This is a genomic window from Natronorubrum tibetense GA33, assembly GCF_000383975.1.
Lineage (GTDB): Archaea > Halobacteriota > Halobacteria > Halobacteriales > Natrialbaceae > Natronorubrum > Natronorubrum tibetense.
Map to the genome: position 1 here is coordinate 3,954,279 of NZ_KB913017.1, position 20,388 is coordinate 3,974,666.

General features: G+C 62.7%; 25 protein-coding genes. 13 read left to right on the forward strand and 12 right to left on the reverse strand.

The window, feature by feature from the left end:
- Positions 1–113 precede the first annotated feature (113 nt).
- From NATTI_RS0120275 to NATTI_RS0120285, 3 genes are all read left to right on the forward strand, one after another.
- On the forward strand, positions 114–599 hold the full coding sequence (locus NATTI_RS0120275) for a cupin domain-containing protein (RefSeq protein ID WP_006087985.1): 486 nt from the start codon (positions 114–116) through the stop codon (positions 597–599).
- A gap of 141 nt (positions 600–740) precedes the next feature.
- A complete protein-coding gene (locus tag NATTI_RS0120280; protein WP_006087984.1) occupies positions 741–1,706 on the forward strand; it encodes an NADPH:quinone reductase in 966 nt (321 codons plus the stop codon).
- Positions 1,707–1,865: 159 nt separating this feature from the next.
- Entirely contained in the window at positions 1,866–2,123 is a 258-nt protein-coding gene (locus NATTI_RS0120285) for a DUF5789 family protein (RefSeq protein WP_027119240.1), read from the forward strand.
- 103 nt (positions 2,124–2,226) lie between these two features.
- Here the strand turns inward: NATTI_RS0120285 and NATTI_RS0120290 are convergent, their stop codons facing one another.
- From NATTI_RS0120290 to NATTI_RS0120300, 3 genes are all read right to left on the reverse strand, one after another.
- Positions 2,227–3,234: a TIGR04024 family LLM class F420-dependent oxidoreductase gene (locus NATTI_RS0120290; RefSeq protein ID WP_006087982.1), complete on the reverse strand. Its 1,008-nt coding sequence runs from the start codon at positions 3,232–3,234 to the stop codon at positions 2,227–2,229.
- 91 nt (positions 3,235–3,325) lie between these two features.
- Positions 3,326–3,889 (reverse strand): GNAT family N-acetyltransferase, encoded by a 564-nt coding sequence (locus NATTI_RS0120295; RefSeq protein WP_027119241.1) that lies wholly within the window; start codon positions 3,887–3,889, stop codon positions 3,326–3,328.
- A gap of 108 nt (positions 3,890–3,997) precedes the next feature.
- Positions 3,998–4,324: a hypothetical protein gene (locus NATTI_RS0120300; RefSeq protein WP_006087980.1), complete on the reverse strand. Its 327-nt coding sequence runs from the start codon at positions 4,322–4,324 to the stop codon at positions 3,998–4,000.
- A 133-nt stretch (positions 4,325–4,457) separates the two neighbouring features.
- Here NATTI_RS0120300 and NATTI_RS0120305 point away from each other — a divergent pair, with 133 nt between their 5' ends.
- From NATTI_RS0120305 to NATTI_RS0120315, 3 genes are all read left to right on the forward strand, one after another.
- Positions 4,458–5,855 (forward strand): FAD-binding oxidoreductase, encoded by a 1,398-nt coding sequence (locus tag NATTI_RS0120305; protein ID WP_006087979.1) that lies wholly within the window; start codon positions 4,458–4,460, stop codon positions 5,853–5,855.
- A 101-nt stretch (positions 5,856–5,956) separates the two neighbouring features.
- The gene (locus tag NATTI_RS0120310; RefSeq protein ID WP_027119243.1) at positions 5,957–6,310 is read left to right on the forward strand and encodes a hypothetical protein; all 354 of its coding nucleotides are present in this window, start codon (positions 5,957–5,959) and stop codon (positions 6,308–6,310) included.
- Positions 6,311–6,459: 149 nt separating this feature from the next.
- Positions 6,460–6,831 carry a hypothetical protein gene (locus NATTI_RS0120315; protein ID WP_006087977.1) on the forward strand — a complete coding sequence of 124 codons (372 nt, stop codon included), beginning with the start codon at positions 6,460–6,462 and terminating at the stop codon, positions 6,829–6,831.
- 131 nt (positions 6,832–6,962) lie between these two features.
- On the opposite strand, the gene NATTI_RS0120320 is transcribed toward NATTI_RS0120315, so the two are convergent.
- Positions 6,963–8,654, reverse strand: coding sequence for a thiamine pyrophosphate-binding protein (locus NATTI_RS0120320; RefSeq protein WP_019992078.1), 1,692 nt, complete (start codon positions 8,652–8,654; stop codon positions 6,963–6,965).
- 106 nt (positions 8,655–8,760) lie between these two features.
- Between NATTI_RS0120320 and NATTI_RS0120325 the strand changes: the two genes are divergently transcribed.
- Positions 8,761–9,675, forward strand: coding sequence for a beta-propeller fold lactonase family protein (locus tag NATTI_RS0120325; protein ID WP_006087976.1), 915 nt, complete (start codon positions 8,761–8,763; stop codon positions 9,673–9,675).
- A 60-nt stretch (positions 9,676–9,735) separates the two neighbouring features.
- Positions 9,736–10,596 (forward strand): UbiA family prenyltransferase, encoded by an 861-nt coding sequence (locus NATTI_RS0120330; RefSeq protein ID WP_027119244.1) that lies wholly within the window; start codon positions 9,736–9,738, stop codon positions 10,594–10,596.
- Positions 10,597–10,666: 70 nt separating this feature from the next.
- Here the strand turns inward: NATTI_RS0120330 and NATTI_RS0120335 are convergent, their stop codons facing one another.
- Complete coding sequence (locus NATTI_RS0120335) at positions 10,667–10,921, reverse strand: hypothetical protein (RefSeq protein WP_027119245.1); 255 nt, start codon at positions 10,919–10,921, stop codon at positions 10,667–10,669.
- 327 nt (positions 10,922–11,248) lie between these two features.
- Between NATTI_RS0120335 and NATTI_RS0120340 the strand changes: the two genes are divergently transcribed.
- Positions 11,249–11,893 (forward strand): LysE family translocator, encoded by a 645-nt coding sequence (locus NATTI_RS0120340; RefSeq protein ID WP_006087973.1) that lies wholly within the window; start codon positions 11,249–11,251, stop codon positions 11,891–11,893.
- Between the two features lie 111 nt (positions 11,894–12,004).
- Here NATTI_RS0120340 and NATTI_RS0120345 read toward each other — a convergent pair whose 3' ends face one another.
- Positions 12,005–12,265, reverse strand: a complete 261-nt coding sequence (locus NATTI_RS0120345; RefSeq protein WP_006087972.1) for an amphi-Trp domain-containing protein — start codon at positions 12,263–12,265, stop codon at positions 12,005–12,007.
- 183 nt (positions 12,266–12,448) lie between these two features.
- Here NATTI_RS0120345 and NATTI_RS0120350 point away from each other — a divergent pair, with 183 nt between their 5' ends.
- The 3 genes from NATTI_RS0120350 to NATTI_RS26650 all read left to right on the forward strand — a co-directional run bounded on the left by NATTI_RS0120350 (position 12,449) and on the right by NATTI_RS26650 (position 13,739).
- On the forward strand, positions 12,449–12,916 hold the full coding sequence (locus tag NATTI_RS0120350; protein ID WP_006087971.1) for a GNAT family N-acetyltransferase: 468 nt from the start codon (positions 12,449–12,451) through the stop codon (positions 12,914–12,916).
- 168 nt (positions 12,917–13,084) lie between these two features.
- Positions 13,085–13,573 (forward strand): type II toxin-antitoxin system death-on-curing family toxin, encoded by a 489-nt coding sequence (locus NATTI_RS0120355; RefSeq protein ID WP_006087970.1) that lies wholly within the window; start codon positions 13,085–13,087, stop codon positions 13,571–13,573.
- Positions 13,574–13,598: 25 nt separating this feature from the next.
- Complete coding sequence (locus NATTI_RS26650; RefSeq protein ID WP_006087969.1) at positions 13,599–13,739, forward strand: hypothetical protein; 141 nt, start codon at positions 13,599–13,601, stop codon at positions 13,737–13,739.
- A gap of 287 nt (positions 13,740–14,026) precedes the next feature.
- Here the strand turns inward: NATTI_RS26650 and NATTI_RS0120365 are convergent, their stop codons facing one another.
- The 4 genes from NATTI_RS0120365 to NATTI_RS0120385 all read right to left on the reverse strand — a co-directional run bounded on the left by NATTI_RS0120365 (position 14,027) and on the right by NATTI_RS0120385 (position 17,496).
- A complete protein-coding gene (locus NATTI_RS0120365) occupies positions 14,027–14,410 on the reverse strand; it encodes a hypothetical protein (protein ID WP_152423921.1) in 384 nt (127 codons plus the stop codon).
- A 293-nt stretch (positions 14,411–14,703) separates the two neighbouring features.
- Positions 14,704–15,882 carry a redox-regulated ATPase YchF gene (locus NATTI_RS0120370; RefSeq protein WP_006087967.1) on the reverse strand — a complete coding sequence of 393 codons (1,179 nt, stop codon included), beginning with the start codon at positions 15,880–15,882 and terminating at the stop codon, positions 14,704–14,706.
- 162 nt (positions 15,883–16,044) lie between these two features.
- Positions 16,045–16,434 (reverse strand): hypothetical protein, encoded by a 390-nt coding sequence (locus NATTI_RS0120375; RefSeq protein WP_006087966.1) that lies wholly within the window; start codon positions 16,432–16,434, stop codon positions 16,045–16,047.
- Between the two features lie 330 nt (positions 16,435–16,764).
- A complete protein-coding gene (locus NATTI_RS0120385; RefSeq protein WP_006087965.1) occupies positions 16,765–17,496 on the reverse strand; it encodes a GNAT family N-acetyltransferase in 732 nt (243 codons plus the stop codon).
- A gap of 307 nt (positions 17,497–17,803) precedes the next feature.
- Between NATTI_RS0120385 and NATTI_RS0120390 the strand changes: the two genes are divergently transcribed.
- Positions 17,804–18,250 carry a hypothetical protein gene (locus tag NATTI_RS0120390; RefSeq protein WP_006087964.1) on the forward strand — a complete coding sequence of 149 codons (447 nt, stop codon included), beginning with the start codon at positions 17,804–17,806 and terminating at the stop codon, positions 18,248–18,250.
- A gap of 67 nt (positions 18,251–18,317) precedes the next feature.
- Here the strand turns inward: NATTI_RS0120390 and NATTI_RS0120395 are convergent, their stop codons facing one another.
- Together NATTI_RS0120395 and NATTI_RS0120400 are read right to left on the reverse strand one after the other, a co-directional pair.
- The gene (locus NATTI_RS0120395) at positions 18,318–18,887 is read right to left on the reverse strand and encodes a DUF7344 domain-containing protein (protein WP_006087963.1); all 570 of its coding nucleotides are present in this window, start codon (positions 18,885–18,887) and stop codon (positions 18,318–18,320) included.
- Positions 18,888–19,452: 565 nt separating this feature from the next.
- Complete coding sequence (locus NATTI_RS0120400) at positions 19,453–20,145, reverse strand: helix-turn-helix domain-containing protein (RefSeq protein WP_006087962.1); 693 nt, start codon at positions 20,143–20,145, stop codon at positions 19,453–19,455.
- Positions 20,146–20,388 lie beyond the last annotated feature (243 nt).

Consider the following 20,388-nt stretch of genomic DNA (forward strand, 5'->3'; position numbering starts at 1 on the left):
CGAGACGTCAGTCGAACTGCCGAGGCGCTAATACGGCAGTCGTCGGAATCGTCTCCGGAATCGCTAGAACTGCTTTATCTCCGATCAGAGCGTCTATTCGGTCGGTGATAGCAATGGCAGGAAAACAACTCACACCGCGATCGGACGGCGAACACCTCCACGTTCTCGGCTCGACGATGACCATCACGGCCGACGGTGACGACACGGACGGCGAGTTTACCGTGGTCGACATGCTCGCGCCGCCGGGGTTCGAAAACGGACTTCACACGCACGCCCCGAGCGAGGTGTTTCACGTCCTCGAGGGATCGATGACCCTCCACATCGACGGCGAGAACCACACCCTCGAGCCCGGAACGACCGGCCACGTCGCCGGAGGCCGCCCGCACGGGTTCCGCGTCGAGGGAGACGAACCGGTTCGCGTGCTCATGGCGCTCACGCCCGCCGGTACCGAGGACTTCTTCCGCGCGGTCGGCGAGCCGACCGAAATGCGGACGCTACCGGAACCTCGTGAGGTGACCGACGCCGACCTCGAGGCGCTGTTCGCCGTCGGCGAGGACCACGGCTTCGCGTTCATGGGACCGCTCCCGGCAGACAACTAAGTCGATCGGGAGTTTCGGATCGCTGTTTTTAGCTCGAGAACGCCTCGAGGATCGTCTCACAAAAGGGCTCGAGATCACACCCGCTCCCGAGCAGCCGGGAACTGTACCCTTTTACGGCGCTACGGCGTGTTGACGAACGACATGCGCGCTGTACGCCTACACGAGCACGGTGATGCGGACGTACTGCAGGTAGATGACGTCGACCGACCCGAGCCAGCCGACGACGAGTTGCTCGTCGAGGTGGCCGCCGCGGGGATCAATCCCGTCGATACGTACTTCCGAGACGGCTCCTACGAGCCGGTCGGCGTGCCGTTCACGCCCGGCGTCGACCTCGCCGGCGTCGTCGCGGAGACCGGCGCGGCCGTCGAGGGCTTCGCCGAGGGCGACCGCGTCTTCGGGACCGGGATCGGAAACGGCGGCTTTCAGGGGTCCTACGCCGAGTACGCGACGGTGCCTACCGATCGCGTCGTCCACCTCCCTGACGGGGCGGATCTAACCGAAGCGGGGGCTGCCGGCGTCGCCGCCGTCACGGCCTGGCGCGCGTTAATCGACCACGCCGACCTCGATCCCGCCGAGCACTGCCTCGTCCACGGCGGCTCCGGCGGCGTGGGTCACGCGGCCGTCCAGATCGCTGCGGCAGTCAGCGCTCGCGTCGTCACCACCGCATCGGAGGGGTACCACGACGACCTCGAAGCTCTCGGTGCCGAGACGGTCCTCGACTACGCGCGCGACGATCTGGCCGATGCGGTTCTCGAGGCCAGCGACCGCGGCGTCGACGCGATCCTCGACCATCGGCTGGACGACTACCTCCAGTTCGACGCGGACGTCGCCGCGACCGGCTGTCGCGTCGTCGGAATCGGGGAGAACAGCCCCGATCCGGCCTTCACGAACGACGGCGCGGCCCGCTCGAAGGACGTCAACTACCAGTTCATGAGCATGTTCAACACGCCCGACCTGCGCGTGCCGCTCCGGGGCGTGGCGCACCTCATGGCGACCGACGCCCTCGAGATCGAGATCGCACGGAGCTACGACCTCGACGAGGCATCACAGGCGCAGGAAGACGTCATGAACGAGAGCTTCCTCGGAAAGCTGGTCATCGAGCCATAACCGAACGGTTCCGACTCGCGATCGACGACTCGAGTTCGGTCGCCCGTTCGAGATCAGTTCCCAGAAACGGATTCTTCTGGTCGTCGCTCGGCCGACTACGACTGTCCAGCGATCCGAGACATCCATACGGCTATGCCGACGGGAGCCGTGTTCGATACTATGACACAGGATGTCAAGCTCAACGGACTCGTGAACGTCCTCGACGATCTCGAGTATCCGATTTCGCAGGACGAAGCCGTCGAGCAGTGCGACGACGTGACGCTGATCCTCGCCGACGGAGAGGAGAACCTCGGCGAGATCGTCGCCGACTCGAACGGCGAGCGGTTCGCGTCGATGGACGACCTCGAGACGGAGGTATTCAACCTCCTCCCTCGACACGCCGTCGGCGAACCGTACCAGTCCGAAGGCGAAGGATAACGGATCGGTCGGCGGTCGGACGATCGGCGGTCCGGGGATCGCGGCACTGGTCCCGAAGCGGAACCCGTTTTCGACGGACGACTCGAGCGGTGGTTAGCCGACCCTATACCAGATCGGCGACCGCTTCCATCATCATCTCCTTCTCGTCTTCGGTCATCTCGTTGACGAAGCCGACGCGGACGGCATCGACGCCGTCGATCTCGCTGTACGATTCGACCCACTCACGGACCTCGTCGGGCGTTCCCGCGGGTGCGAGTTCGTCGAGCAGGTCCTCGGGCAACTCGGCGGCCATTCGTTCCGTATCGCGGTCCTGCCACGCCGCACGGATGTTCTCGACGATGTCGGGATAGCCCTGGTCGGCGACCGAGTCGCCGTAGTAGGGGCCGTAGGCACCCAGCATGAACGCGATCGTGCCGCGGGCCTTTCGCCGTGCCAGTTCGCGGTCCTCGCTTGCGATACCGCGGACGATCGGCGCGACGCGAAGGTCGTCAACGCTCTTGTCGGCGAGTTCGGCACCGCGGGAAAGGTCTTCGAGACGCTCCTCGAGACCCTCCTTCGTGAACATCTGTGGCGCCCAACCGTCGCCGAACCGGCCGGCCATCTCGGTGGCCTTCGGGCCGAGCGTCCCGAGATCGATCGGCGGCGGGTTCTCGGGAACCTCGCGCTCGTAGTTGAGCCCGGCGATGTCGAAGATCTCGCCCTCGTAGGCGGGATTGCCGTCCTCGTAGACCGACCGAATGACCTCGATCGCCTCTCGTGTGCGGCGGAGCGGGCGGTCGAACTCGAGGCCGTGCCAGCGCTCGGTGATCGCGGGGGAACTGGGACCGAGACCGAGTCGGAACCGGCCCTCGGAGGCCTCGTGCAGCGTGAGTGCAGTCTGGGCGAGCATCGCGGGCGAGCGGCCGAACGGCGAGATGACGTCGTTCGTGATCCCCAGTTCGTCGGTGCGGTCGGCGGCGAGCGTGAGCACCGGGACGATGTTCCAGCCCGTCGTCTCGCCGACCGTGATCCGGTCGAAGCCCAGCTCTTCGGCTTGGACGGCCCGCTGGGCGACATCCTGCGGTCGCTCGTAGTCGTTGAGCTGCACCAGCAGGTCGAGATCGGCGTTCACGGTTCTCCCCTCCGCATCGGTCGGATCGCTCGGCTGTCTGCCATCGTCCCCTACCGCGTCACCTATTCACATAAAATTGTAGCGTTTCCGTCTACTCGCGCGGACGGACGGTCCAGTTCTCACGAAGCAAGCCGTACACGATCGAGTCGACGCACTCTCCGTCGACGAACCGATCCTTTCGGATGCGCCCTTCCTCGTCGAATCCGAGCGACTCCAACAGGCCGCGGGAAGCGTCGTTGAACTCGTACACCGTCGCCCCAGCGGCGGGCGTCTCGTACGTGCCGAAGATGTAGTCGATCACCAGAGAAACGGCCTCGCGACCGTAGCCGTCGCCGTGGACCTCCGGGACGAGCCAGTAGACGAGTTCCGGACGCCGCCAGTCGGCGTCTTCGATCGTCACGAGGCCGATCGGATGTACGTCGTCAGCATCGTCGGGTCGACCGGGACCCGCACGGTCTCCGTCGAGACAGACGAGGAACCGATCCGCGTTTTCGTCGGTGAGCCACTCCTCGAGTTCCTCTTGGTTCAACAGGGGGGCTCCGAGCGGATACCGAAGTTCGGGATTAGCGTACGCTCGCTGGAGGAACGGGAGATCGTCGTCCTCGACCGTCCGGAGCGTCACGCGAGTACCGCGGGAGATTCGAGCACCTGGCATACAGTCGATAACAGAGACGAGTGAAATATGTCTTCCGTCGTGAAGGAATGCGGCGGACGCGTCGTACCCCGGTATTCGCATCTCGGTACGTCCGGTCTGTCGATGGAGTTAGTTGCGCTCCGTTTCCTCGAGAATCGTCGCACAGCACTTCGTCGCCGCCTCGAGATGATCGTCCGCCTCGTCGTGGCCGGTCTCGTCCACCTCCGAGAGCAGGTGCTGAATCTTCTCGACGCGCTCGACAACGACGCCGTCGTCGAGGTCGTTCGTCGCCACGTCACGGGCGACGGCTTCAGCTTCGCCGAGCCAGCGGTTCGCCTGTCGGTCGATCGGTAACTCGGCGGTGTGCTCGAGGGAGCGGTAAAGCCGTCGGGTTCGCTCCTCGAGCGAGTCCTCGGCCCCATCAGCTGTGCGAATTGGGTGCGAATCGTCAGTCACGATTGGAACTACGGACTCGAGACCCGTGACGTTTGCTCGAAGAAACGGACGGGGCGACCCTCGACATCGGTCAACGGGAACCCAAGGGAGCTACTTGGGAAACGTTGATACGGGATGTGAACAACGACCACGTATGACACACGACTGTTCGTTCCTCGAGGATCTCGACCTCGCGGACGACCAGCTATCGTTCGCGGAGGGACGCCGGGAAACACACGCCGCCGACTGGGGGGCGGAGCAGGACGGACGCGGCGTGCTTCCGGACGCCGTCGTCTGGCCGGAGACGACGGAGGACGTCTCGGCGGTTCTCGCCGCCGCGACCGAACGCGACGTGCCCGTCACGCCCTACGCGGCGGGAACGGGACTCGAGGGGAACGCCGTTCCGGCCCAGGGCGGGATCAGCATGGACCTGACCCGAATAGACGACATCGTCGACTACCGGCCGGACGACTTTCAGATCGACGTCGGGCCCGGAATCATCGGCTCGGCGGTCGACGAGTACGTCGCCGGGGACGGCCTGTTCTTCCCGCCGCTTCCCTCCTCGGGCGACATCTCGACGATTGGCGGGATGATCGCGACCGACGCCAGCGGCATGCAGACCGTCAAGTACGGCGAGGTCGCCGACTGGGTGCTCGGCCTCGAGGCCGTGTTGGCCGACGGAACGGTCGTCCGGACGGGGTCGCGAGCGATCAAGACCTCGAGCGGCTACAACCTGACCGAACTGCTCGTCGGCAGCGAGGGGACGCTGGCCGTCGTCACCGAGGCCACCCTCCGGCTGGCCGGCCGTCCCCAGCAAATCCGCGGCGGGCGGGCAATCTTCGAGACGCTCGACGACGCGACGGCAGCAGTTTTCGACGCCGTGCGAACCGATGTTGACGTCGCCCGAATCGAACTCGTCGACGGGCTGAGTGCCCGGATGGCCAACGAATACCTCGACTCCGGCCTGCCGGACGCGCCGATGGTTTTCCTCGAGTTCCACGCCAACCACGGCGTCGAGGAGGAGATCGACCTCTGTCGGACCATCTTCGAGGACCACGACGTGGCCCGCTTCGAGATGAGCGACGACGACGCGGAGATGGAATCGCTCTGGCGGGCCCGGCGGGAGTTAGCCTACGCCGTGCAGAGCTATGATCCCGATCTACGGCCGTTACACCCCGGCGACGTGACGGTCCCGATCAGCGCCTATCCGGAGATCGTCCACGAGGCCAAACGGTTAGAGGAGGAGTACGGACTGCTCGTCCCCTGCTTCGGCCACGCGGGCGACGGCAACCTCCACTACAGCGTGCTCGTCGATCCGGACGATCCCGAGCAACTCGAGCGCGGCGAGCAGTTGTACAAGGAGATCGTCGAACAGGCGATAGCGATCGGCGGCACCTCGACGGGCGAGCACGGAATCGGACAGGGAAAGCAGGAGTACCTCGAGCCCGAACACGGTGCCGGTGCGGTTGACGCGATGCGACGGATCAAGCGGGCGCTGGATCCGACGGGGACGCTGAATCCGGGGAAGATCTTCCCAGACGAAGGGGAGTGAGCTTAGAGGAAGCGGCGTAACGAGAACCCCATTCGAGGGTGATCCGAACACGTCGCTCCTCGAACCCCACCTTTTTTACGACCCTTGAGTCAGTAGCTATCGTGACTCACGGGTTGGAACCGACGGAGGAGTACGACGGGTCGATCACGGTCCGGCTCCTTGACGACGACGCGGAAACGGAGGAGATCGACTGTGCGTCGTACGAGCGAGCGATCGAACTCGTCAGGGAGCGACAGCACTCGGTCACGGTGGCGAAGATCGTGGATCGAGACGGGGCCGTCGTCTTCACCTCCGCGGAGATGGACATCGACGACTGGGAGAGCGTCTGGCAGCGGGAAAAGCGCAGCCTCTCCGTCCACGTCGAGGCGTACGATTGCCCCTACGACGACATCTCGTGTTTCGCCGACGATCTCTGTGTGCAGTGTCAGATCGACAACGTTCGGGACCAGTATTGAACGGCGCTCGTCTGTTCCGTCCGTCGTTTGGGGCGAGATTGATCGTAGAATAACAAATTTGTTCACCTCGAGTGACATTCCGTACAGTAGTGCGTCGTCTCACTCGCCGAACTACCCTCCAGGTACTCTCCGGTGGCGTACTCCTACCAATGAGCGGCTGTCTCGATCGAGTTCGCGAAACGGACGACAAGACGGCGGACTCCGTCCGACTGTGTCAGGCGATGGTTTTCAACGACGACGAGACCGAGACGCACCACGTTCGACTGCGGCTTCGCGAGGGTGACGACCGACTGTACGACGAGGAAGCAGCCCTCGAGCCACACGAGTGGCTAACGGTCGAAGCGGCCGACGTGGAACCGACCGAGGGCGCGTTCACCTTCGAATTCCAACTGAACGGCGCAGGGTGGCACGAGATGGACATGACGACCATTCGGTCCGATCCGGTGGCTGCGACCGCGCTCGTCACCGGTGACGATTCGTTCGTGTTCCTAGAATCGAGCAAGGGAAACATCGAGTGCTAACTGGGATTCGACGGCTGCCGGCCCTGAACCACCTCGAGCGACCCCGCCTCATATTGTCTGCTGTAAGTCAGTGGCGGTGGGACCGCAGGACGGATCGCGGTCCCACCGGTAAATCGTTACAGCAAACCGTATCAGTCGTGCACTAACACGTCGAGCACGTCCACGCCGTCGTTTGAGAGGGCCTCCTCGAGCGCCCCTTCGATTCCGTCCGGCGTTTCGACCTGTTCGGCCCGCGCGCCGTGGCTTTCTGCGTTCTTCACGAGGTCGACGGCCGGATCGAAGTCCATGGCGGTGAACTCGTAGTCGGCCTCCTCGCCGCCCATCAGCTTGAGCGTGTTGTCCTTCAGGATGCGGTAGTTGCGGTTGTCCGAGATGACGACCGTGAGGTCGACGTCGTGGCGGGCCGCGCTGTAGATGGAGTGGGGGTAGTAGAGGTAGGAGCCGTCGCCGATGAAGCCGATGACGTCCCGCGGGTCGTCGCGCTGGCCCTCGGCGATGGCCGCGCCCACGGAGGCGGGGAGCCCGTAGCCGAGCCCGCCGCCCTTGTTCGAGATGTACTGCTCGGGCGCTAAGTTCCAGCGGGTCAGCATGGCGTACTTCGAGGTCACGCCCTCGTCGACGATCGCGGCGTCTCCGGCCACCCGTTCCATCGCGTCGACGAGTTCGGCCTTCGAGGCCCGCGGGTCATCTTCGGCGTCGCCCTCGCCCATGCCCGCCATCTTCGCCTCGACCATCTCCTTGATCGCAGCGACGTTCTCGAGTCGTTCCTGGACGGTCTCCTCGGAGAGGCGACCCTGCACGCGCTCGATGAGCCCCTGCAGGATCAGCCCGGGATCGCCGATGACGGCCGCGTCGGCGGGCTGGTTCTTGCCGACCTGCCAGTCGTCGTCGCTAACGTGGATACACGTCGTGTCCGGATCGACCAGCGCCTCCTCGTGACGAGTCAGCGTCGTGTTGGTCGAACAGCCGATAAAGGCGACCGTATCCGTATCCATCAGCATGGACGCGAGGTCCTCGTTCGGCGGGATGTAGGAGACCCACTGGTCGTGGTCGGTCGGGAAGTCGACCTCCGAAGAGAGGATCTCGCCGTGGACGCGAGCCCCGGTCGCCTCCGCGAGTTCGACCGCCGCGGCGACGGCGTCCGCGCCGGAGCGCGCGACGTGGTCGCCGACGACCAGCACCGGGTTGTCGGCCTCGACGAGCAGGTCGGCGGCGTGCTCGAGTTGTGCCGGATCGCCGCTGCCCGCGTTCGGAATCGCGCCGAGGCGTTCGGGTTCGGCGTCGGTTTCGGCGAGCATGACGTCCAGCGGGAGGCCGAGGAAGACGGGACCGGTCGGCGGCGTCATCGCGACGCGGAACGCGCGCCGGAGCATCGTCGGCAGCGCCTCGACGTCTAACACCTCGTCGGACCACTTGCAGAACTGCTCGGCCATCTCGACCAGCCCGCCCGAGAGGATCGGCTCCTCGTGGCGGAAGTCGGTGCTGTGATTTCCGGCGGTGACGACCACCGGCGCGCCGGTGATCTTGGCCGCGTAGAGGTTCCCCAGCCCGTGGGCCAGCCCCGGCGCGATGTGGAGGTTCGCCACGCCAACGGGTGTGATGGACTCGTCGTGATGGGAGTGGTACCGTCGCGTCTGGGCGTAGCCCGAAGCCATACCCACGGCGATGTCCTCGTGGAGGCCAAGCACGTACTCGAGGTCGCTCTGCCCGATCGCGTCCACGATCGGAAGCTCCGTCGTACCCGGATTCCCGAAGAGGTAGTCGACGCCGTAGGACTCGAGCGCGTCCGTGAAGAGATCCGCACCAGTGTATCCGTCAGTCATGGGATATCGTGTCCCGTGCGACCACATGAATCTGTGTGTTCCAGCGACCCGTTCACGACGAGGTGATTTCGAGACCTTTAGGAGATGAGACTCACTTCGCTCGTCCATGAACGATCAGTTGCTGGTTCTCAACAAGGACTCCGACACGATGTCGGTCATCGACGCCGATACCGGCGCGACCGAGACCGTCGTGGAGACGGCGTTCAATCCCCACGAAATCGCCGTTACACCGGACGGCGAGACGGCCTACGTCACGTGTTCGCTGGGGAACGCGCTGCTCGCCTTCGACACTGAGACGTGGGAGCGAACGGCGACGATCGAGGACGAGGGGTTCGACTTCCCGCACGGACTCGCGATCCGCGAGCGCGCAAACGAGCTGTGGCTCGCTTCGACCTACAGCAGTCGCATCTACGTGATCGATATCGAGACCGACGAGATCGTCGACCAATTCCCGACGTATCAGGACAAATCACACATGGTTACGTTCACGCCGGACGAGGGGCGGGCGTTCGTCGCCAACATCGGCAGCGAAAACGTGACCGCGATCGACGCCGAGGAGCGACGGATCATCGCCGACCCGCGGGTCGGCGAGGAGCCGGAGGGGATCGAAGTCCACCCCGAGGCGGGCCTGCTCGTGGCAAACCAGGAGGACGGAATGCTCTCCGTGCTCGACCCCGACACGTTAGCGCAGACGAACCGCGCGTTGCTCGGCGAGACGCCGATCCGCGTCGTGTCGTCGCCGGACGGGAGACACGTGCTCGTACCCAACCGGGAGTCGAACGACGTGTCGCTGATCGACACCGAACACGTCCGCGACGGCGAGCAACGGCCGTGGGAGATCGCCCGGATTCCCGTCGGAATCTGGCCCGGCGGGACCGTCTTCGATCCCGACGGCGAGCGAGCCTTCGTCGCAAACAACAAGACGAACGACGTCTCCGTGATCGACTGTACGACGTGGGAGGCCGTCGAACGGTACGAGACGGAACTGCACCCGGACGGCATCGCGTACCTCCCGCGATAGGCCCGCTCGAGCGCAGGAGCCACCCGCGGTATTTTACGTCAGTTCGTGGTCACCCCAGTCATGGCCCTCTCAAGAGCGGAGCACGGCGTGAGCGGGACGGCACGGGCCTTCTGGTCGCAGGTCCATCCAGTGTTCATGCTGCCCCCGCTCGCAGCGTCGCTGTTCGGTGTGGTCCTCGCCGGCGCGCTCGAGCCGACGCTCGCGGCGATCCACGTCGTCGCGATCTTCGCGGCGGTCTACACCGCTCACCTCAAGGACGGCTACGTCGACTTCTACGTCCGCGGTGAGGACGACGACCACCCGCTAACGGAACGCGGCTGTCGCGTCGGTCTCGTCCTCTCGACGGCGACGTTCGGCGTGTGCTGTCTCCTCCTCTGGCTCTCCGTCGGCTGGATCGCGGTCGCGCTGACGCTGCCGACGTGGGTGATCGCCTATCACCACGCCCCACAACTCGACACGAACCCCGTTACGGCGACGACCGGCTATCCGCTCGGGATCGCGCTCTCGCTGCTCGGCGGGTTTTACGTGCAAGCCGGAACGATAACTGCCGTCCCGCTCGGGTTCGCGGTCGTCTTCCTCGTCTTGCTGTCGGGCATCAAGGTCGTCGACGACGCACAGGACTACGACTACGATCGATCGATCGAAAAGCGGACCGTCGCGGTTACGGTCGGCCCGCAACGAGCGCACGCCGTCGCGTACGGCCTGATGGTGACCGCACTCCTCGTCGTGCTCGGCTTTGCCGTCGCTCGCGTGTTTCCACCGACGGCGATCCTCGCAGCACTCGCGTTCGCCGTCGTCGCCGCCATCGCCTACCGGACCGGGCCGGATCTCGCGACCATGTTGCTCGTCCGCGGATCGTACGTCTTCCTAGCTGTGCTGGTCGCCGCGGTCTGGTTCGAGCCGCTAGCGGCGATCGGTTGACGACACGAACACGTCGGTACTCGAAGCGTCGGAAGCCGTCGCTCGCAACGCCGGTGTACGATCAGGAAGATCAGAACAGGTGTGGACCCCAGATCAACACCAGCCACGAAACGAGGCTCACGACGCCGAAGACGGCGAACAGCAGGCCGAACCACGACCGCTCCATGACCGTCGTCAGCCGGTAGCCGCTGTAGGCCGCGACGATCCCCGCGAGCGGGACCAGCAGCGAGACGACCGCCGAGACGATCGCACCCAACAGATGCGGCATGCTCTCCCGGCCCGCCCGTTCGAGGTCCTCCATCAGCGTTGGTCGTGATTCGCTCATCGTGTCGACTCCGTGTAAGCCCTCGAGAGTATTAACGTATCAGGTCAGTCATCGCCCCGTGGAGATCGGTCACACTCTCGACGCGTCGCAGGGACACTCTCGTCACGCCGCAGGGAGTCACACGCCCACTCGAGAGCGAGGGAACCGCATCCATCCTCGAGATCCACTCCCGAAGAGTCGCATCGCTTTTGTCGCCGACTGAGAAACTGATCGGCAGTGATCCGACAGCGAATCGCCCACCGGTATCGCCTCGCGTGCCCCCTCGTTCTCAGCGGCGATGGCGGGCCGTCCGACCTACGCGACAGCCCGCTCGAGGGGTAATCGTCGATGCTCGAGCGTATCGCACCCGCGCTGATCGAACCGACGCTCCTTGCGGTCTACCTCGTCGCGGCGGGTGCGATGATCCTCTCGCCCGGTCCGGACACGCTCTACGTACTCACGAGGAGCGTCGGCGACGGTCGCGACGCCGGCATCGCCTCCGCCGCGGGGATCAGCGTCGGCGTGCTCGTCCACACCCTCGCGGCGGTCGTCGGGCTCTCCGCCGTCTTTCGGGCGTCCGAACTCGCTTTCGCCGCCGTGACGATCGTCGGCGCGGGCTACCTCGTCTTCCTGGGCGTTCGGACGATCCGAGACGATGGACTCCTGCTGGAAGATGACGACCCCTCGACGGCGAGCCCGTTTCGGGAGGCCGTGCTGGTCAATATCCTGAACCCGCAGGTGGCGCTGTTCTTCCTCGCCTTCCTCCCGCAGTTCGTCGATCGAGCCGGTCACGTCCCGACGCAGCTGTCGATCCTCGGCGCGCTCTACGCCGTCGTAACCATGGGCTACCTCGCGACGGTAGCAGTCGGCTCGAGCGCCGTCCGTCGGCTGCTGTTCGCGCGGCCGCGAGTCGCCGGCGGCGTGCGCTGGCTCTCGGGACTGATCCTCGTCGGACTCGGACTCCGACTGCTAATCGGGAGCGTATTCGTCTGAGGCGGTCCTCGAGAGCATTGCACGCTGATGATCGGTTCGAACGCGACTCGAAACGTACCCGTTGAGCTATCAGTGAGACGGTCTCGAGTCGAACGTCGACCGACGATAGCGCTATTCAGCTTCTTCGGACACGCTCGGCGGCTTCCACCCCATCTTGAGGGTCACCGTTTCGCGCTGGCCGCGCAGCAGCGACGAGCGCTCGATGATGCCGACCTCGTAGGCGATCGACTCCGGCGGTCGGAGGTCAACCGCCTTGTTCCCGGTTCGGATCGTCGCCTGATCGCCGTCCTCGAGTTCGTCGGCCAGCGCTCGAAGGTGTTCGGCGGCTTCGTCACGACTGAGTTCGTCCGCGGATCGCGTCTTCTCCACCATGGACCGGATATGCGGGAACGTCCGGAATAAGCCGTATACCTAACGAATTTTGCGCTTTCGGGGTCTGCCGAAACGGTAATACATCCGGCTTGCAGCCTCGGGTAATTTATCAGAGGCCGGGTCCGATGTGGGAGGCCAACACACCGGCCGAAGCCTGAAGAGCGAGCGTTGAGGAATCCACGTATGGAACTTGTAGAAGCCACCGCAGCTGATCTCGATGCGCTCGCTGACCGCTGGTACTCCCTCGCGAAAGCGATGGAGACGTACTCAGAACTGAACGAACTCGACGCGGACGCAATCGAGGGAACCATCGAAGACGGCTTCCGCGCGCACCTCGAGGACGAAGACGTCACCGACTACCGTATCGTTCACGAGGGCGAGACGATCGGCTTCGTCACGCTCCGTCAGGGCCGTCACCCGTCTCGGCAGTACTCGCAGTATCTCCGCATCGTGAATCTCGCTATCGACGAGGACTACCGAAGTCGAGGCCACGGCACAGCCGTCGTCGAACGCGTGAAAGAACTGGCTCGCGAGAGAGGATGTGACCATCTCAAAGTCTCCTGTGAGTGGCAGAACGAGGGCGCACGCAGGTTCTACCGCAACACGAATTTTCGACCGAAGCAAGTCGACTACGCACAGCCGTTGGAGTGAGTCGGAGTAACCACTACGAGTGTGTCGTCGCCAATGTTATCAATTCGTACTCACGATCTTGATCAGTACTTCTGAGTACACACAACGTACACAGCGGATAAATCCACTCAAGTTCAGTGAGCTACAATAGCAAGGGTTACTTCGGGTGCAGTCTGATTGAACGAACGAATGGCAGACTCGCTCTGGTATCCGTCAGTAGGCGACGTTCTCGCCATCCACGACGACATCGTATCAGAGTATTCTGACACGCACGCTGGTATCCAAAATCGTGGGGATATCGAGTTTGTCCTGAACTACATCGAGAGTGGGAGTTTCGGAACGGCACCCGAGACGATTCACGAGAAAACGTTTCACCTCATCCGACTGTTGGTGGCGAACCACCCGTTCGTCGACGCAAACAAACGCACCGCGCTCAACACGACGGTCGTATTCTATTTCCTCAACGGGTATCGGTTCACGTACGACGGCGAAATCAGGACGATCCTCAAGCAGTTTGGCACGGATCAGGCAACCGTCAACGAGACGGAAACCCTCGAATACCTTCGATCACACACCGAAGAAATCGACCTCGCAGGCGAGATCGAACAGTGGCGCGATGATCTCATCCGGTACGGACTGGACGAACTAACCGGCGACTCGTCTAACCCGAACGATTAACCGCAGTCAGGACGATACTCCAACCATGGCGACCGAGGAAGGTTCAGAGTCCGGTTCCCCACTTGATGAAGTAATGGACGACATCCGACGAGAACTCGTCCAGCGGGTGGCAGCGGCTGACCGGGACGCGAACCGAGATATCTACGACGCGCTCGAAAACGAGTAACGCGCTACGACTCGGTTTTATCAGTTAGTACTCACGATCTTGATTACCATATCTGAGTGCACACAGTGTACACAACGTATAAACTCGATCTTGATTTGCTTTGACCTTCGCGGTCACTACAGGTGCAGACTGAACGGTGAGTTATGTATCAAACACAGACTATGTTCGTCGAACCGTGCTGAATACAGGGCGCGAATGTTGCATCCAATTTCGCTAGATTAGATTGAACAGATAAAGGACAACTCGTTTGACCGTTGGTACTGGTAACTCGGACGAAGAAACTCCCACTATAACTTGTTGATAAACACGGCTATACCAGTAACGAGAACAACGGTTCCCCCGAGGATAGTCAACAGACTGCCAATCTGGGGAATAAAATCGCCTCCATACACGGCATAAATGTCGAGTAGAAGGTACGAAGGGAGCGCTATCGAACTCAATCCTGTGAGAACAAAAATCATTGCTGTGAACTGTGAGTATCCGACAAGGATACTCATAGCCACCGAGACGGCGATGAGCAGGAGAAGAGCAAGCGTCACGTCAAATTCAAGTCCCGATGACATTCCCGGCAGGTATACATGGCGGATCACCTCACGCGCGGGATTCGATTGGAGCCACGGAAGGTAAATACCGACAACGATGCTAATGGCACCAAGGAGTGTAGCCCCCACCAACCGAATATCATCAATCGAAGACTGCCAACGTTGAAAAAGAGCGACGGGCGATTGGTGAGTCATAAGAGTATAGTAGATAATTCCTCTCATTCGACAAAATAGTTCCGCTGATCAACATTTATTAATAACTTCATCCGTATTGACCGCTGCTCCTGCAAGATACATGCTCTATATTCAGCAGGTCGTTTCTGACACCTATCCGAGAAATAGGCGGCTGCTCCGGTAACGCCTTTACCTGTACTGATCACCGCGCCCGCCTAAAACGCAGAGTCTTATTTGTTACAATATAGTCAGTTAGTAGATACGATCTTGATCACGTCACCCTCCTCGAGTTCGTACCCATCACTAACCTCCCGACTCGACTTCGCGTTGACGGCGTGCAGGTAGCCGTCGCCGATGTCGGAGTGGACGGCGTAGGCGAGGTCGACGGGCGTCGAGCCGTCGGGCAAGAGGAAAGCGTCGGGCAGGACGTTACCGCTGCCGTCGGACCACTTCGCCGCGTCCTCGACCGGGTAAGCCGTGAGGTACTCGAGCAACTCGTAGACTGCGTAGTTCAGCGCGGACTGCACGCCGGTGCCGTCCCACTCGTCCATCGTTTGAGCGAGTCCCTCGAGCGCCTCGCGCTGGGCGTCGTTGACACCATCGCCGATCTCGAGGGTCTCGTCGCCGGGGTCGTAGTCGACGAGTCCGTTCTCCGCGGCGCGGCGAAGGGCGAGTTCGCCCTCCGCGGTGGTCGGGATGACCGGCTTATCTAACTCGAGCAATTTCTCGACGTTCTCCTGGGGTGCGACGTCGATCTTGTTCGCGGCGACGACGATCGGCTTGGTCCGTTCGCGGACCAGTCGAGCGAGTTCCTCGCGGTGGTCGTCCTCCCACTGGATGGGGTCGTCGGGATACTCGAGTTCCCGAAGCACCTTCGCGATCTGCGTCGGTGAGGCACCGAACCCCGAGAGCATGTCGGCGAGCACTTCGTCGATGTCGAAATCCGGCGAGCGTGACTTGCGCTCGACCGACTCCCAGTTGTCCTCGACGATCCCAGCGAGCCAGAGATCCATCTCCTCCTCGACGAAGTCGATATCCTCGAGCGGGTCGTGTTCTCCGATATCAACGGGTTCGCCCTTCGCGTTGGTCCCGCCGGAGGCGTCGATGACGTTGACGATCACGTCCGCGTTCGTGAGTTCGTCGAGGAACTGATTTCCGAGCCCCTTCCCCTCGTGAGCGCCAGGTACCAGGCCCGCCACGTCGAGCAGTTCGATCGGGACGTAGCGTTTGCCGTCCTCGCAGTTGTCGGCGTTACAGCGCTCCTCGCGCTCGAGGCAGGGACACTCCGTCCGGACGTAGCTGACCCCGCGGTTGGCGTCGATGGTGGTAAAGGGGTAGTTAGCAACGTCGACCTCCGCCATCGTCGCCGCGGTGTAGAACGTGGACTTGCCGGCGTTCGGTTTCCCGGCAAGCGCGATCGAAAGCATGCCTCTCCGTAGCATCGTCCCCTCAAACTGTCTTTCGATTCCCGTTACTGGTGTCGGTGGTGAAAGACGCGGTCCCGCCGTTGTCCCAGCGCTTTCGACTGCAGCCACCAGTGATGCGCGTAGACGAACGAATCTGTAGTATCATGCCGTTGTCGGTGAGATTCAAACCAGCACAGCACGACTCCCGAGAGGCGTACTGAGTCTCTCCCGTTCCACACTGACGACGCTCTCCGAGCGGATCCATCCCGGTGAGTCCGAAAATCTCGGCGCACAGCTCCCCCGAAGAGATCGGCCGATTTCTCGAGGCGTCACGCGAACGGCGGCGACGAATCCCGTCGCGACGCCGACCGCCGCGAGCGTCGTCACGAAAGATAGCGGTTCGACGTTGGTCCCGCCCTCGAGGAAGATGTAGAGCAACAGCCAGTCGCCGAGTCCGCAGGCGGTGACGATGCCGATCGAGACCCAGATCGCGACTCGAGAGCGGACGTCCGGCGCGACGTTTCGTCTGGCCAGCCAGTAGCCGCCGGTGGCGAGGCCCGTCGGGACCAGCAACGAGACGACAACTCGAGCGCGACGACCGGCTATGTGGCCGGCGACGTGATCGTCTGGACGATTCCGACGGTCGCGAGGGCGAGGCCCATCGCGACGATCGCGGCGCTCGGCTCCCCCCACCCCTCCAACTCAAACTCAGGGGGTGAAAAGGCGCATACTCATCCCTTCCAGAGGAGCAGATAAAGTATCGTATCGGCTCAGTCTTCGTTTCTCGAGTCGGAACCGTTCCCGACTGGTGCATCGGTGGCACGCACTGAGCCGAAGCGAGCGAACGGTGAACACCAGCCCAACGTCGCGAGGAATGACGCTCCGAGAGAGCGACCAAACCGTCTACAGCACGAGCGCCATCATCACTTCGTCGACGTAGTGACCGTTTAACTTGTAGTGGTCCTCGCGGACGGCCTCGGTCTCCCAGTCGTGGCCCTCGAGGAACGCGATGGCGTCTTCGTTGCTCGAGGGGACGCTCTGGTAGACGCGTTCGTAGCCGTTCGCGCCGGCCCACTCGAGACCACGCGAGAGGAGGTGCGAGCCGATACCATGGCCGCGGTACTCCTCCAGAACGCCGACGGTGAGTTCGGCGGTGTGGGAGAGTTTCTCCAGTTCCGGCGCGTGGAGGTGGACCCAGCCGACGACCTCGTCCTCGACCGTCGCGACGAAGAACATTCGAGACTCGATTTCGTTGTGCCGCAACAAGGCGTCCTGATGATCGATCTCGTCGGCGACGCTCTCGGCTTCGATATACGTCTTCTCCTCGGCGACCTGTCGGATCGCGCCGACGATCCCCGTGAGGTCCTCCTGTCTGGCCGGCCGGATGTGGAACTCGAGATCCTCGGAAACGTACTCCTCCTCGGCTCCGGCGGCGATCGTAACTCGGAGTTTGCCGTCCGATTCCTCGAGTTTGCCGTCGCGTTTGAGGATCGCGACGTGGTGTCGGAACCCGCTGGGGTCAATTCCGAGGACCCCCTGTACGTCGTCGGGATCGACGGCCCCGTGGCGCTCGACGTGCTCGTAGATCCGTTTCCGGTCGTCGTGGCCGAACTCGAGGGGTTCACTGGATGCCATGGTACTAGCTACCATCTTACAATACTTAACCCTTGGCCGGATGGGACGAGCCGTCGATACCGAGGGTGTCACAGATCGTCTCCACCGCAGAGATGGTGTCCGTAGTGATCTGAGCGCACGACAGTCGCGCAGCGACGCGTCCGCGCCCCGCAGATCGGACTTAATGAACCAACAGGTGAATCCGGAGAGCCTTTCGCGGCAGGTCCCTCCCACCGAGTACGTGAGATAACGATACGGATCGCTGTCCGTCGCTGAACGGAACTCGACTCGAGCGAGTCGAACGGAGGTGTCGATCTCACGTATCCCCATGATCGAAACGGAGGTGGCGGTTGCTGGCGGTGCGCTCGTCCTCGCGGTAGCCACCGGACTGGTGGCCCACGAGTGGCTGCACGCACTGACCCTTCGACTCGCTCGAATCGAGTACACGGTGACCTACTTTCCGGACCGGACCGACGGGGTCGTCGGTCTGCTGGCGAGCTGTCCGTGGGCGGCCGTCCGGCCGCATCCGACCGGTCGCGAACCCACCTGGCAGCTTCGGGTTGCGGCGCTCTCCCCGTTCCTACTGGCCGCGCCCGTCTTCGCACTCGGGATACGTGGCGTGCCGGTCGACTCGCCGGTCGTGACGGCGATCGGAATCGGCTGGCTGGCCTGTTCGATCCCCAGCCCGCAGGACTTCTCGGTCGCCTTCTACGCCCATCGCGCCCTCGAGTCCGCTCGCGAACCGAACACGGCACCAGCTTCCTGCGCCGATTGACGGTCGTCGCTTCGTCGCCGTGTGCTCGCGGGCCGCTCGCTCGAGTCTGTTATCGAGCGACGAACGATTACGTTTCTACGGACGCCGAGTAGACGTGTACAGCCGTGACGACGGCAAACGCCAGGACGGTGAGAATAGAGACGGCGAGCCACGGAACCGATACGAGGCCGCTCGCGGTCACGGCGAGAAGCAGTCCGGAACAGCCGACGGTCCCCGCGTACCGGTAGGGCCACGGATCGTCCGAATCAGACTCCTCGACACCCGCCAGATAGGGATCGAACTGCGGCGTCAGATCGGTCGACGTGATGGTCCCGCGATCCTTGTCGTAGTCGATGATCCCGCGGGTGTCGAGTTTCGGGAGGTGGGATTGGTACAGCGAGATGTAGACGCGCTGGCGCTGGTCCGAGTGCAGGTTCTCGACCGTCGTTTCGTGCTCCCAGGCGGCAACCTGTTCGGCGAGGTCGCTCAACAGAACCGGATCGTCGGTGGTCCGAAGGTAGCGGAGTACATCACGCCGCCGACGCGTCTGTAGGATGTGATAGATGTCGTCAGGGTCGAGCGACGAATCGTCGTCCGATGTGGACGCTCGAGACGGGCCTTCGCCGACGGATCGTGGTGAAGACGCAGGTGACGGCATTGTCGATACGCTAGCACCACAGAGAGTAGATAAGTATCTTCCCCGTCTCGAGGGACGGCTCTCTCGGTCTCGAGCGTGCGAGCGAAAAAGGGTGGGCCGAATAGTATGCAGTGGAGCGGCCCGTGGGATCTAAGACCGGCAGCCACACAGCCACGAGTGGCCGCCGTGATTGAGCACGAGTGATCCACCGGCGCTTCGTAGCACTCGGTAGTGTCGCGGAGTCGGCGTCTCGCCGACAGCAGATGTTTGCTTCCGTCCAATAATAAAGTTGTTTGTTGCGGTAGATTCGACTATATTGGGCCAATATGACCTCATTCGTACAAATTTGCGAGTATATATTCCGAGTTGGCCTATAATTCGCCTCACGAGATTCGTAAATTACCGGTTTGTGAGACCCAGCCGCCGGTGGCAGCGACTCGGTACGACGTCTCGTCGAGAGGTAGTACACGGTCGATCGATCCGCGATCCGAGTGGGCCGCCGAGTCGATTCGTCGGACGAATCAAATTGATCCGTAGGGCCGGACGTAGTGATCCATTGGGTGGAAAACCGATCCCTCGGTCGCCGTCAGGGATCGATCGCCGTCGGCTGCATTCCGTCCGTCAATTCGGCGCTGACGAGCGTGGAGTGACAGCGCCGCAGGCGTTCGGAAAGGGCCTGGTGGGAGACGTCGAGTTCGGCAGCGAGTTCCTTGAGCGTTATCTGGCGTGGAATGTCGAAGTAGCCGAGTTCGTGAGCCTTACAGATCGTCTCGTATTGAGTCTGTGTCAGCGGCGTCTGGGCGCTCTCGAAGTCGTCCATACCGGTTAGTCGCGTCACTTCGACGCCGTAATCGTACTGTTCGAACAGCGCGTAACACTCCGAGAGCGACCCCCGATCGTGGAAGAGCAGTTTCACCGACCACGTTCCGTTCTGGCCGCAGGCCGCCAGAATTGCGCCGCCGTTCTCCGCGACGATCTGTTCGAACAGTTTGACGCTGTCTCCGAATTCGAGTCGGAACAACCAGCGCTCGCTGCCGTCGGATTCGTCCCCAGTTTGGCGGCTCCGTTCACCGCCTGTCAAACTCGCGATCACGTCGACCGATGGGTCCGCCTCGAGCGCGTCGTGGACGGTCCGTCGATCCGGACCGATAACCCAGACCAGCGGCGGCGAATCCCCGATCATCCCACCGATCTGGCACTCGAACGTCGGCACCCGATCGAACGTCCGGGCGATCCCGAATCGATCGGCCGGAATCTCGAGTTCGACGACTGTCGTCATGCTCGAAACCCACCACAGAGACGTATAGACGCGTTGGGTTTCCGGTAGCCTTTCCCGCCACCCAATTGCCGTGACTCTCGTTGGTAGCGGAGTGTTTCGGGCGATGAATAGTTCACCGATACTAGCCGACCGTGTCGATTTTGTGGGAGCTCTCACGCGTTGCAGCCACCAGAAAAGTTATAGTAGGAGTGTGGGAAATATTCGTTCAACCGAGTGTGGAAACTTGGTTACAGGGAATGCAGA